The sequence below is a fragment of the Solirubrobacter phytolaccae genome (genome assembly GCF_027587195.1).
Lineage (GTDB): Bacteria > Actinomycetota > Thermoleophilia > Solirubrobacterales > Solirubrobacteraceae > Solirubrobacter > Solirubrobacter phytolaccae.
In genome coordinates, this window is record NZ_JAPDDP010000042.1 from 18,930 (window position 1) to 30,724 (window position 11,795).

General features: G+C 73.8%; 12 protein-coding genes. 5 read left to right on the top strand and 7 right to left on the bottom strand.

Annotated elements, in window-relative coordinates; all coding sequences use genetic code 11:
- Window positions 1-2,967 (top strand): AfsR/SARP family transcriptional regulator, encoded by a 2,967-nt coding sequence (locus OJ997_RS21180; RefSeq protein WP_270027228.1) that lies wholly within the window; start codon window positions 1-3, stop codon window positions 2,965-2,967.
- Here the strand turns inward: OJ997_RS21180 and OJ997_RS21185 are convergent.
- The gene (locus OJ997_RS21185; RefSeq protein WP_270027229.1) at window positions 2,941-3,711 is read right to left on the bottom strand and encodes an ABC transporter permease; all 771 of its coding nucleotides are present in this window, start codon (window positions 3,709-3,711) and stop codon (window positions 2,941-2,943) included. The two genes, OJ997_RS21180 and OJ997_RS21185, sit on opposite strands and share 27 nt — an antisense overlap.
- A complete protein-coding gene (locus OJ997_RS21190) occupies window positions 3,708-4,670 on the bottom strand; it encodes an ATP-binding cassette domain-containing protein (RefSeq protein ID WP_270027230.1) in 963 nt (320 codons plus the stop codon). Before OJ997_RS21190 ends, OJ997_RS21185 begins: the two co-directional genes overlap by 4 nt.
- 144 nt (window positions 4,671-4,814) lie before the next feature.
- Between OJ997_RS21190 and OJ997_RS21195 the strand changes: the two genes are divergently transcribed.
- From OJ997_RS21195 to OJ997_RS37705, 3 genes are read left to right on the top strand one after another with little or no spacing between them, the layout of a single operon-like run.
- Window positions 4,815-5,156 carry a VOC family protein gene (locus tag OJ997_RS21195; RefSeq protein WP_270027231.1) on the top strand — a complete coding sequence of 114 codons (342 nt, stop codon included), beginning with the start codon at window positions 4,815-4,817 and terminating at the stop codon, window positions 5,154-5,156.
- Window positions 5,157-5,216: 60 nt separating this feature from the next.
- Complete coding sequence (locus tag OJ997_RS21200; protein WP_270027232.1) at window positions 5,217-7,709, top strand: ATP-dependent helicase; 2,493 nt, start codon at window positions 5,217-5,219, stop codon at window positions 7,707-7,709.
- An 18-nt stretch (window positions 7,710-7,727) separates the two neighbouring features.
- The gene (locus OJ997_RS37705) at window positions 7,728-8,060 is read left to right on the top strand and encodes a TraR/DksA family transcriptional regulator (RefSeq protein WP_270027233.1); all 333 of its coding nucleotides are present in this window, start codon (window positions 7,728-7,730) and stop codon (window positions 8,058-8,060) included.
- Window position 8,061: 1 nt separating this feature from the next.
- Here OJ997_RS37705 and OJ997_RS21210 read toward each other — a convergent pair whose 3' ends face one another.
- Both OJ997_RS21210 and OJ997_RS21215 read right to left on the bottom strand, forming a co-directional pair.
- The gene (locus OJ997_RS21210) at window positions 8,062-8,526 is read right to left on the bottom strand and encodes a hypothetical protein (RefSeq protein WP_270027234.1); all 465 of its coding nucleotides are present in this window, start codon (window positions 8,524-8,526) and stop codon (window positions 8,062-8,064) included.
- A gap of 54 nt (window positions 8,527-8,580) precedes the next feature.
- The gene (locus OJ997_RS21215; RefSeq protein ID WP_270027235.1) at window positions 8,581-9,132 is read right to left on the bottom strand and encodes a helix-turn-helix domain-containing protein; all 552 of its coding nucleotides are present in this window, start codon (window positions 9,130-9,132) and stop codon (window positions 8,581-8,583) included.
- 31 nt (window positions 9,133-9,163) lie between these two features.
- Here OJ997_RS21215 and OJ997_RS21220 point away from each other — a divergent pair, with 31 nt between their 5' ends.
- Complete coding sequence (locus OJ997_RS21220; RefSeq protein WP_270027236.1) at window positions 9,164-9,682, top strand: GNAT family N-acetyltransferase; 519 nt, start codon at window positions 9,164-9,166, stop codon at window positions 9,680-9,682.
- Here the strand turns inward: OJ997_RS21220 and OJ997_RS21225 are convergent.
- Genes OJ997_RS21225 through OJ997_RS21235 form a run of 3 tightly spaced genes read right to left on the bottom strand, consistent with a single transcriptional unit; the run spans window position 9,650 to window position 11,777 of the window.
- Entirely contained in the window at window positions 9,650-10,396 is a 747-nt protein-coding gene (locus tag OJ997_RS21225) for an FkbM family methyltransferase (protein WP_270027237.1), read from the bottom strand. The two genes, OJ997_RS21220 and OJ997_RS21225, sit on opposite strands and share 33 nt — an antisense overlap.
- Window positions 10,393-11,256 carry a beta-1,6-N-acetylglucosaminyltransferase gene (locus tag OJ997_RS21230; protein ID WP_270027238.1) on the bottom strand — a complete coding sequence of 288 codons (864 nt, stop codon included), beginning with the start codon at window positions 11,254-11,256 and terminating at the stop codon, window positions 10,393-10,395. The genes OJ997_RS21225 and OJ997_RS21230 overlap by 4 nt, the downstream gene beginning before the upstream one ends.
- Window positions 11,253-11,777, bottom strand: coding sequence for a GNAT family N-acetyltransferase (locus tag OJ997_RS21235; protein ID WP_270027239.1), 525 nt, complete (start codon window positions 11,775-11,777; stop codon window positions 11,253-11,255). Before OJ997_RS21235 ends, OJ997_RS21230 begins: the two co-directional genes overlap by 4 nt.
- Window positions 11,778-11,795: the final 18 nt, after the last annotated feature.

Genomic DNA, 11,795 nt, shown 5'->3' on the forward strand with positions numbered 1-11,795 from the left:
ATGCGCGTAGGCCTGCTCGGGCCCCTGGAGATCGAACACGAGGGAGCGCCGGTGGCCGTCGGTGGTGGACGCCTGCGCGCGCTGCTCGCCCGCCTTGCGCTGGACGCCGGCCGGCCCGTGACCGTCGGCGCGCTCGTCGACGCGCTGTGGGAGGACGACCTCCCGGCCGACCAGGTGCACGCGCTCCAGTCGCTCGTGTCGCGGCTGCGGCGGGCGCTCGGCGACCCCGCGCTCGTCTCGCCCGCACCCGGCGGCTACCGGCTGGAGGACACGCAGACCGACGTCCAGGAGTTCGAGCGCGAGCCCCAGCACGGGCTGCGGTTGTGGCGCGGCCCGGCACTCGCGGACCTGCGCGAGTACCGCTTCGCGCAGCAGGCCGCCGCGCGGCTGGAGGAGCAGCGGGTCACCGCGCTGATCGAGACGGGCGACGTCACCGCGCTCGAGGCGCTGCACGGCGAGCACCCGCTGCACGAGCGGCTCGCGGCGCGGCTGATCGGCGCGCTGTTCGCAACCGGCCGCCAGGCCGACGCGCTCGCCGTCTACGAGCGCACGCGCCGCCGCCTGGACGAGGAGCTCGGCGTGTTGCCCTCGCCCGAGCTGCAGCAGGCGCACCTGGCCGTGCTCCAGGCCGAGCCGACGGCCGCGAAGCGCACGAACCTGCCGGCGCCGGTCACGAGCTTCGTCGGGCGTGAGCGCGAGCTGGCGCAGATCGACGAGCTGCTGCAGCGCTCCCGGCTCGTGACGCTGCTCGGGCCGGGCGGCGCGGGCAAGACGCGGCTCGCGCGGGAGTCCGTGGCTCGCCACGTGGACGACGTCGAGGACGGCGTCTGGCAGGTCGAGCTCGCGCCCGTCACCGCCGACTCGGAGATCGTCCCCGCCACGCTCGGCGCGCTCGGCCTGCGTGAGGCGGTGCTCCCGGGCATGGCGCCGCGCGACACGCTTCGGCACCTGCTCGGCGTGCTCGCCGAGCGCGACGCGATCATCATCCTCGACAACTGCGAGCACGTGATCGCGGCCGCGGCCGACCTCGCCGACCAGCTGCTCGCGGGCTGCCCGCGGCTGAAGATCGTGGCCACCTCACGGGAGGCGCTCGCGATCGACGGTGAGGCGCTCGTCGCCGTCCCGCCACTCCCCGAGACCCCGGCACTGACGCTGTTCACCGACCGCGCGACCGCGGCCCGGCCGGGCTTCGTGGTCGACGACGCCGCGCGCGAGATCTGCCGCCGCCTCGACGGCCTGCCGCTCGCGCTCGAGCTCGCCGCCGCGCGCCTGCGCACGCTCACCGCGCGCGAGCTGGCCGAGCGCCTGGACGACCGCTTCCGCCTGCTCACCGGCGGCAGCCGCACCGCGCTCCCGCGCCACCGCACGCTGCGCGCGGTCGTCGACTGGAGCTGGGAGCTGCTCGACGAGCCCGAGCGCGTGCTCGCCCGCCGGCTCGCGATCTTCACCGCCGGCGCGACCGTCGCGTCCGCCAGCGCGGTCTACGGCGACGACGCGTTCGACGGCCTCGCCGCGCTCGCCGAGCGCTCGCTGCTGCAGGTGATCCCCGACGCCGAGCCGACGCGCTACCGGATGCTCGAGACGATCCGCGAGTACGGCCTGGAGAAGCTCGAGGAGGCGGGCGAGCTCGACGCCACCCGCGCCGCGCACGCGCGCTACTTCGCCGATCTGGTCGCGGAGGCCGAGCCGAAGCTCCGCGGGCACGAGCAGGCCCGCTGGTACGCGCTCCTGGACGCCGAGCGCGAGCACATCATCGCCGCGCTGCGTCACTTCGGCGAGGTCGAGGACGCACGGTCCGGGGTTCGGCTCGCCGTCCAGCTGTTCTGGCTGTGGCTCCTGTCGGGCAGCCAGCACGAGGCCAAGACGTGGACCTCGTTCGCGGTCGCGATCCCGGGCGAGGCCGACCCCGCCGACCGCACGATCGCCGAAGGCGTGCTGCAGCTCGCCGAGCTTGAGGACCACCCCTACCAGGAGGACGCGCAGGCGCTCATCCGCGCGATGTACGACCGCGTCGGGGAGCTGGAAGACGCCGACCGGCCGCTGGTGGCGCTCGCCAAGGTCGTGCTCGAGCTGTTCGCCGGCGTGGAGGAGAACACGCAGGAGCAGGCGGCGCGCGAGCATCCGGACCCGTGGGTGCGCGCCGTCGTGCGGCTGTTCCTCGCCGGCAAGGCCGAGAACGACGGCGAGATCGAGGCGATGGGCGAGCACCTGGCGACCGCGCGGGTGCAGCTGACCGAGCTCGGCGACTCGTTCGCGCTCGGCATGGCGCTGTTCCTCGAGAGCGGCCGGCTGATGCTGCTGGCACGGCTGGACGAGGCCGAGCAGACGCTCGAGCAGGTGCGCGAGGCGTTCTCGGCGCTCAACCCGGACGCCCTGGCGGGCATGCTCGACATGCGGATCTCGGACTTCCGTCTGCGGGCCGGCAACCTCGACGGCGCGCGCGAGTACGCGCTCCGCTCACGTCACCGGCGGGACATCGGCCGCGACGACCTCGCGTTCGTCCAGGCGCTGCAGGCCCGGATCGAGTGGATCGCGGGGAACCTGGACGCGGCGGAGGCGGTGCTGGCCGACGCGCTCTCGCGCCTGGAGCACCTCCCGCCGGCGATGCCGGGCACCCACGGCCACGCGCTGGTGCACGCGGTGGCGGCGTCGCTCGCCGCTGAGCAGGGGGACTTCGAGCGCGCCGGGGCCTACCTGGCGATCGCGCACGCGGCGGCGGTCAACACGAAGGACATGCCGATGCACGCGGCGGTCGCGGTCAGCGCGGCGGCGGTCGCGGCGGCGCAGGGGGATCGCGACGGCGCCGCCGAGCTGCTGGCGGCGGCGACGGCGATCCGCGGCGTGGACGATCCCACCAACCCGGAGATCACCCGCCTCGCGCTCACGCCGCCTCCGCCGCCGACCCGTGCGGTCGGGCTGGAGCAGCTGGCCGCGTTCGCCTCACGCCCGGCGCCCGTAACCCCGTAGCGCGAGCGGGACGAAGATCACCAGCAGCGCCGCCATCGAGACGAAGGTCCAGAGGAGGTGGTTGCCCATCGGCTGGTCGAGCAGGAGCGCGCGCAGCGTGCCGATCAGGTGCGTGAGCGGGTTGATGTCGGTGAAGGACTGCAGCCAGCCCGGCATCGTGTCGACCGGGACGAACGTGCTCGTGCCGAACGTCAGCGGGAACATGATCAGGAAGACGATGCCCTGCACGGCGCCCGGGGTGCGGGCGATCGTGCCGATGAACACCGACGCCCAGGCCAGGCAGAGCGCGAACGCGATCACGATCCCGCAGGCGGCGAGCACCTCGAGCGGGCCGGTCGCGGCGCGGAAGCCGAGGATGTAGCCGAAGCCGATCGTCACCACGCACAGGAGCGTGAAGCGCACGATGTCCGCCAACACCGCGCCGATCAAGGGTGCGGAGCGGGAGATGGGGAGGCTGCGGAAGCGGTCGAAGACGCCCTTCTCGATATCGGTGTTGAGGTTCACGCCGATCGCGACCGCGCCGAACGCGACCGTCTGCGCGAGCACGCCGGGCAGCAGGAACTGCAGGTAGTCCTGCTGGGAGCCGCCGGCGATCGCGCCGCCGAAGATGTACGTGAACAGCGCGAGGAAGATCATCGGCTGCACGGTCACGTCGATCAGCGCCTCGGGGTTGCGCAGCACCCCGATCAGGTTGCGCTTGGCCAGCACGAGGCTGTGCCGGGGGAGTGCGAGTGCCGCGCTCATGCGTGCACCTCCTGGGTGATGGCGGCCGCTTCGGTGCGGCCGGTCAGGGTGAAGAAGACCTCGTCGAGGCTGGGCAGGTGGAGCGAGAGCTCGGTGACCGCGATGCCGGCCTCGTTGAGGCGGTAGACCGCGTCGCCGAGCACCTCGTCGCCGCTGACGGGGACGGAGACGACGCCGCGGTCGGTGCGCTCGGCGCGCGTGCCGGCGAGGTCGCTGATCAGCGCCTCGGCGTCGTCGAGGCGGGTCGGGTCGGTCGGGCGCACGGTCAGGCGCTGGCCGCCGACGACGCGCTTGAGCCCGTCGGGCGTGTCGTGGGCGATCACGGCGCCCTTGTCGATCACGGTGATCTCGTCGGCGAGCGCGTCGGCCTCTTCCAGGTACTGCGTGGTGAGCAGGACGGTCGAGCCGTCGTGGACGAGAGAGCGCACGACGCCCCACATGTCCTCGCGCTTGCTCGGGTCCAGGCCCGTGGTCGGCTCGTCGAGGAAGATCACGGACGGGCGGCCGACGAGGCTGGCCGCGAGGTCCAGCCGGCGGCGCATGCCGCCCGAGTACGTCTTGGCGGGGCGCTTGGCGGCGTCCGTGAGGTCGAACCAGGCGAGCAGCTCCTTCGCGCGGGCGCGCGCCTGCTTGCCGCTGAGGTTCAGCAGCTGGCCGATCATCACGAGGTTCTGCTCGCCGGTGAGCAGCTCGTCCACGGACGCGTACTGGCCGGTGAGGCCGATCGTCTCACGGACCTTGCCCGGCTCGCGGGCGACGTCGATCCCGTTGATGCGGGAGGTTCCCTCGTCCGCCTGGATGAGGGTGGCGAGGATGCGGACAGCGGTCGTCTTGCCCGCCCCGTTGGGGCCGAGCACGCCGAGCACGCTGCCGCGGCGGGCAGCGAGGCTGACGCCGTCGAGCGCCTGGGTATCTCCGAAGCGCTTGCGCAGCCCTTCGGCTTCGATTGCGTAGTCCATGCCACCAGCATCGGCGTGGGCGCTCGCAGCGTCCGCGCAGATCGCTCGCAGCCGTGCGCGCGGCTGTGAGCGGGCGTAATCCGGTACGCGAGCGACGGCCGTACCCCTGGGGAAAACGACTGGGAGGTTCCGATGATCAAGGGAGTGGCAGCCGTCTGGCTGCCCGTCACCGACATGTCGCGCGCCGTGGCGTTCTACGGCGAGACGCTCGGCCTGGACGTGACCGAGCACGACGGCGACTGGAGCGAGGTCGACGCCAACGGCCTGCGGATCGGCCTGAACAGCAGCGAGTCCCCGGCGGGTGACGGCGGCGCGGCCGTCGCGTTCCAGCCGGACGGCGACATCGAGGGCGAGGTCGAACGGCTCAAGGGTGCCGGCGTCGAGTTCCCGACCGACATCTCCGACCACCCGTGGGGCCGGATCGTGACGTTCAAGGATCCCGACGGCAACGACCTGCAGCTCTACTCGCCGCCGAACCAGGGGTAACCTGACCGCGCTCTAATGGAGCGCGGTCTGTTGTCCTGGCGTCGTGAGGCGCCGCCCCAGTTGCCTGCGCGCGGCGTTCGCGTCGTGCGCTGGGAGGCGGCGCCCGAGCGGTTCGCCGGGACCGAGCCGGTCGCGCTGCTGGGCGTGCGGCTGGAGACGCTCGCCGACGTCCGGCGTCTGCACGAGACGTTTTTGGTGTCGGCGCTGCGGAGCGGCGTGCCGGTGCTCGTCGAGTGCGACGTGACGCCGGACGAGTTGGAGGACGCGGCGTTCGTGGAGCCCGGCTTCGAGCACGCGCACACGCTCGAGCGGCTGCGCTGGCTGTACGCGCGGGCGATCGACGGCGATCCGCGCTTCGCCGGGGCTTCGGGGATCGCGCCGCACCGTCCGCTGGACGCGTCGCAGCTGGCGGCGGCGCGGGCGCCCGGCGGCGTCGTGCAGGTGATCGCGCCCGCCGGCTCCGGCAAGACGACGGTCCTGGTCGAGCGGGTGCGCGAGCTGCTGGCCCGCGGCGCCGACGCCGAGCGGGTCCTGTGCATGACCTTCAACGACCCGGCGGCGGCGGAGCTGCGCGAGCGGCTGGGCGCGGCCGGAGCCGGGCGGGTGGCGGCGCGCACGTTCCACTCGGTCGGGCGCCGGATCATCGCCGAGGCGGGGATGTTGGAGGGGCGCGAGCTCCACCACGGCTGGACCGTGCCGCAGTGGGCGCGGTTCGCCCGCCAGGCCGCGGCGGAGGTCGGTGGCGCGGTGCCCGAGCCGGCCGAGCTGCCGGGGCTGATCAGCGCGATCCGGCTCGGCGAGCTGATGAGCCCGGACGAGTGGGAGGCGGCGTGCCCGCAGGACGAGCCCAGCCGCGTGGTCGCGCGCGCGTACGCGCTCGTGGAGCGCGAGAAGGCCCGCGGGCGGCTCTACGACTTCGACGACATGATCGTCCACGCCGTGCGCCTGCTGCGCGCCAACCGCGGGGTGCGGCAGCGCTGGCAGGCCGCGTTCGAGCACGTGCTGGTCGACGAGTACCAGGACATCGAGCCCGCGCAGGAGTTGCTCGTGCGGATGCTCGCCGCGCCGCACGACGAGCTGTTCGTGGTCGGCGACGAGGACCAGACGCTGTACGGCTGGCGGCGCGCGAGCGTGAAGACGATGCTCGAGCTCTCGACGGCCTTCCCGGCCTTGACGCGGGTGGCTCTGCGCCACAACTACCGCTGCACGCCGGAGGTGGTGCGGGCGAGCGCCGCGCTGATCGCCCGCAACCGCCGGCGGTTCGCGAAGCCGATCGAGCCGGCGCCCGGGCGCGAGGACGGGGGTGAGCGCGCGATCCGCGTCGCCCGTTACCCCGAGTCCACGCCGGGCGCGGCGCCGCGGCTGCTCGCGCGTAAGCTCGCCGCGTACGGGCGTGGCGAGATCGTCGTGCTGGGGCGCACGATCAATGCCCTCCGGCCGTTCGCGCTCGCCGCGGCGGACGCGGGCGTGCGGATCGCCGGGCCGGAGGAGCTGTTCGAGTCCGCGGGCGCGCAGGAGACGCTCGAGGCGTACTTCGCGGTGCTGGCCGCGCCGCGCGCGGCGACCGAGGTGGACGTGCGCGTGATCCTGCGCCGGCCTTCCCGCGGGTTCGGGCTGGACGCGGCGGCGCGCGTGGTGGGTGCGCTGGCGCGGGGCGTGTCGTTGCCGGCGGCGGTCGAGCAGCTTCCGGACGAGGGCTGGAAGGTCACGCGCGCGGCCGAGCAGCTGGCGGCGCTCGTCACTCGCCGCGACGCCGCCGCGGTCATCCGCCAGCTCCGCGCCGACGGCCTGGATCGCTACTTCGACGAGGTCGCCCGCGCGTCGGCGCGGCCGGACCGCGACGACCGCAAGGTGCTCGACGAGGCCGAGGAGGAGGCGCGTGGCCAGTCGGTGGCGGACTACGCGGCGGTGCTCGACTCACGCCGGCTGTCGCTCCGGCGGGCACGCGATGAGCGCGGCGGCATCGAGCTCACCACCGTGCACCGCGCCAAGGGCCGCCAGTGGCCGCGCGTGGTCGTGGTCGCGTGCGACGAGGGCGTGCTCCCGCACCGCAACGCGTTGAACGCGCCGCCGGACCTCGTCGCCGCGGGCGAGGGCGTCGAGGCCGAGCGCCGGATCGCGTACGTGGCCTTCACCCGCGCCACGGAGGAGCTCTCGATCCTCCACACCGAGGGTCGCCACAGCCGCTTCCTGCACGACGCGGGGATCGTCAGCGAACCGGCGACGATCGCGGCGGCCACGAAGCCGAAGCCGGAGGCGCCGCCTTCACGCGCGGGGTTCTGGGAGCCGCCGCCGCTGCCCGCGGTCGGCAAGCCGGCGAGCACCGACGACGGCAAGGCGATCGAGCTGGCCGCGGCCGCCCTCAAGGACGGCACGGCCACCGACGGCACGGTCGGCGAGTTCCTCAGTGCGATCGACGTGCTGACGGACAAGCAACGCGACCGGCTTTTGCGCGCGGTGCCCGGCCTCGGCCCCGACCAGGACCTGACGGCGCTGCCCGCGAAGACCCGCCGCTCCCTTGCCGCGACGCTGCGAGTGCTGGCCCGGCGCTGAATTGGGTAGATCTGCGTCGTGGATCACGACGCCGTACGTGCAGAGCTCGAAGGGCGGCGCGACAACGCCCGCGCCCGCGTGGCCACGCTCGCCAAGCGCCCCGAGCGCGGCGCCTCTCAGGGCTTCGGCAAGCGCATCGGCGACGGCACCGTCGAGGCGATCTCGCGCTTCAACGACATCGGCGTCGGCACGACCGTCGAGGCCGGCCTCGAACGCACCGAGCGCGCGCTCGCGAAGCTCGACGAGGGCACCTACGGCCTGTGCGACTCCTGCGGCAAGCCGATCGCCGAGAAGCGGCTGCGCGCGATGCCGGACGTCGTGCTCTGCATCGAGTGCGCGGCCAAGCGCTGACTCACGCCGGCTCGGCGTTCGGGTCGTAGGCGAACGGGTCGTACGGCAGGTCGCCGTGCTCGCCAGGCGTGGCCAGGTCGTAGCTGCGCACCGCACCGGACGCCTCGTCGAACGCGACCGCGCGCTGGAGCGTGAACGGCGGATGGTCGTCCGCGTCGCACAGCGCCGACAGCTGCTCGGACACGAGCTTCATCGCGCTCATCGCCCGCATGCGCGCGGCGAACAGGTCCCGCCCGACGTGCAGCGCGTTGTCGCGCATGGCCTCGGCGAGCACGGGCCCCGCGTCCGCGATGTCCCCGATGTCGTCCTTGGCCCACCGCGCGAGCTCGTGCGTGGTGCGGTCGATGATCGCGATCCGCGAGTAGAACCCGTAGAAGAGCTGGTGCAACGCGTCCGGCCGCTCGCCCGCCGGGACCGCGTCCGTGTATTCCTTGAGGCTCTCGGCGAGCGTCGTCGGTTGGGTCATCTCTGAAGCCTGCGCCCGTTGTCAAGAACGGGGCCGTGCGTCCAGGAACGTGGGTCAGCGGCGCGTGAGCGCCACCAGGTAGCGGCACGCCGTCCGCGCCACGAACACGCGCGCCGAGGGCGCGCCGAACTCCAGGCAGTCTCCGTGCGAAAGCGCATGCTCGACGCCGTCCTCGCGGATCGTCAACGCGCCCTCGAGCACCCAGATCTGCTGGTGGATGAACGCGTAGCTGTCGGCCGGGTACGCGATCTCGACGGCTTCCGGCAGTTCCACTTCGACCAGCTCCAGGGGGCCGCCGCTGACCGGGGAGACGGCCCGGCGCCGGTAGCCCGTCTCCGGGTCGGTCCAGACCGGTTGCTCGGCGGCGCGGACGAGCCGGCGGTCCGACTGCTCCGCGCGCGCGACCAGCTCGGACAGGGTCAGGCCGAGCGCCGCGGACAGGCGACCGAGCAGCGCGGCGGTGGGCTGCGCCTCGGCGCGTTCGACCTTCGCGATCATGGCTCGGGAGACGCCGGAGCGCTCCGCCAGGGCGGCCGCGGACAGGCCGTGCGCCTCGCGCGCGGCGCGGACGGTCTCGGCGATCGAGGTCGTGAGATCAGCTGACACGATAGTGGACAGTAGCGCTACTATCGGCGACATGGTTGTTCGGCCCGCCACCCCTGAAGACGCCCCCGCCTGCGCTGCGATCTACGCGCCCTACGTGACGGACACGGCCGTGTCGTTCGAGCTCGAGCCGCCCGACGCCGCCGAGATGGCGCGCCGGATGGCCGCCGCGCACGCGTGGCTGGTGCTCGAGGACGAAGGGGAGGTCGTGGGCTACGCGTACGCGGGCACGTTCCACCCGCGGGTCGCGTACCGGTGGGCGACCGAGACGAGCGTCTACCTGCGCCAGGGCTTCGCGCGCCGCGGCGGTGGGCGCGCGCTCTACGAGGTCCTGCTCCCGCTGCTCAAAGCGCGCGGGTTCACGGCGGCGATCGCCGGGATGACGCTCCCCAACGACGGCAGCGAAGGCCTGCACCGCGCGTTCGGCTTCGAGCCCGTCGGCACCTACCGGCGGATCGGCTGGAAGCTCGGCGCGTGGCACGACGTCGCCTGGGCGCAGCTGATGCTCGCCGACGACGACTCAGCCCCGGACGAGCAGGCAGTCCAGCTCTAGGAGCCCGAGCGCGTCGTCGCGGCCGACGCTGGTGAGCTGCGCGGGTCGGAAGCCGAGCTCGCCGAGCCGCGCGAGCACTTCGAGCCAGCTCGTCGAGTCCTCGTAGATCGGGCGCACGGACAGCTCGGCCTGCAGCGCGACCACGTGCTCGAGCACGCCGGCGGCACCCTCGATGACCTCGAGGTCCCAGCCTTGCGTGTCGGTCTTGAGCAGCGCGCGCGGCGCGGGCACGTGCGCGGCGGCGCGCTCGAAGACGGCATCGAGCCGTGCGACCTCGACGGTCTCGTGATGATCGACCGCGCTGCCGCCGAAGCGTTCGACGGAGAAGGCGTTGGGCTCCAGGAACGAGGTGAAGTTGGACTCGCGCGCGACGTTCAGCGTCGCCTCGCCGGCTTCACGCCCGAGCGCGAGGTGCTGGACGCGCCACGCGGGATCGTCGGCCGCGCGCGCCTGCAGCGCGGCGAACGACGCGCCGACCGGCTCGAAGGACACGATCTCGCCGTCGTAGCCGCTCGCGCGCAGCAGGTCGCGGTAGCCGCCGCGGTGCGCGCCGACGTCCAGCACCAGGTTCACGTCCGCGCGCTGGAGGACCGCCCGCAGCAGCGCGGAGTGCGCGGCGAGCTCCACGCCGAGCGGGTTCGCGAGGTCCCGCGGCGCGTCGCGATAGAGCGTGTAGCCCGCGCGCTTGAGCGCGCGCTGCAGCAGCGCCTTCATCCGAGCACCACCCGGTCGAGCGCGTCGAGCACGCGCGGGTCCTCGAACTTGCGCGCGAAGTCGGCCCCGGAGGCCAGGACGGCGTCGAGGTCGTCCATCCCGAGCACGGCGGGATGGAGCGAGCCGGGCACCCACTTCGAGAAGCGGCGCGTGTCGCCGCTCAACCGCAGCGACGGGTCGGCGTAGAGGACGGTGTGGGGGAGGGACTCGGTGGGCGACACGGTGCGTCGATAGTGGCGGATGACCTCGGGCGCGGCGCCCGCCACCACCTCGACGGCACGCCGCGAGAGCGTCAGCCAGTCCGAGCCGCGACGCACCGGCAGCCCCGGCCCGCCGCTCCGCACGCCGAGCACGGCGCCCCACGGCATGTCGCGCAGCGTGACCAACGGCCGCGCCGCGGACACCGCGCGCCGCAGCGCCGGGCCGGGCGGGCGCACGGCGCGGTAGCGGTAGAAGTAGCGCCGCGCGAACTCGTCGCCCGCGTCCCGCGACCACCCCGGCGGCGCGACCGGCACGCCCTCGACGTAGCCGTCGAACCCACCGTCGCGCAACGCGGCGTCGATGTCGGCGAGCGGCCGGATCGGATAGTCCTGCCCGGAGAGCACGACGAGCCAGTCGAAGTCGACGCGGTCGAGCGCGTGGCGCAGGCAGCGCAGCAGCGCGTCGAGCTGCGACGCCCAGCCCCACGCCACCGGGGTCGGCGGCAGCACGCGCTCGACCCCGGCCAGCGCGCGGTCGTCGAGCGCGCCCTGACGATCGTCGTGGTGCAGCACGACCGAGCCGGCCGTGCGCAGGAGCCGCACCAGCCGCAGCACCTGCTCGGGGTCGCGGTGCGAGAGAACGACGTAGGCGGTTTTCACCAGACGTCGCCGTCGCGCCAGCCGCAGACCAGCTCGCCGTCGAGGTCCAGCCCGTCGCCGTGCACGAGGATCCAGCCGCGCTCCTCCTCCGTGTGGTCGACCATCCCGTCGGGCGTGAACGCGTGCAGCGTCCCCGTCCACGCGCGCCAGCCACGACCGAGGTAGAACGGCAGCCCTTCGTCGCTCGAGCCGAGCGCGCCGAGGTCGTACGCGCGCGCGATGATCGACTCCACCTCATCCATCAGCGTGCTCGCGACGCCCTGCCGCCGGTGGTCGGCGCGCACGCCGACGCCCTCCACGTAGCCCGCACGCAGCGCGCGGCCGGCGTGCAGGAGCCGGCGCTGGACGACCGCCGCGTGACCGATCAGCTCGGCCCCGTCGTAGGCCAGCACGTGCAGTCCGCCGAGGCAGTGCTCCCAGTCCTCGGCGGTCAGCTCACCGTCGAACGCGCCCTCGAGCAGCTCGCGCGCCGAGGCCAGCGTCGCGTCGTCGAGCGCCGACGTGTGCACGGTCCGGATCACGCCAGCGAGAGTACCCGT

Coding starts and splice junctions, on each gene's coding strand:
- OJ997_RS21180 (WP_270027228.1), top strand. CDS start 1: ATGCGCGTAGGCCTGCTCGGGCCCCTGGAGATCGAACACGAGGGAGCG.
- OJ997_RS21185 (WP_270027229.1), bottom strand. CDS start 3,711: ATGAGCGCGGCACTCGCACTCCCCCGGCACAGCCTCGTGCTGGCCAAG.
- OJ997_RS21190 (WP_270027230.1), bottom strand. CDS start 4,670: ATGGACTACGCAATCGAAGCCGAAGGGCTGCGCAAGCGCTTCGGAGAT.
- OJ997_RS21210 (WP_270027234.1), bottom strand. CDS start 8,526: ATGACCCAACCGACGACGCTCGCCGAGAGCCTCAAGGAATACACGGAC.
- OJ997_RS21220 (WP_270027236.1), top strand. CDS start 9,164: ATGGTTGTTCGGCCCGCCACCCCTGAAGACGCCCCCGCCTGCGCTGCG.
- OJ997_RS21225 (WP_270027237.1), bottom strand. CDS start 10,396: ATGAAGGCGCTGCTGCAGCGCGCGCTCAAGCGCGCGGGCTACACGCTC.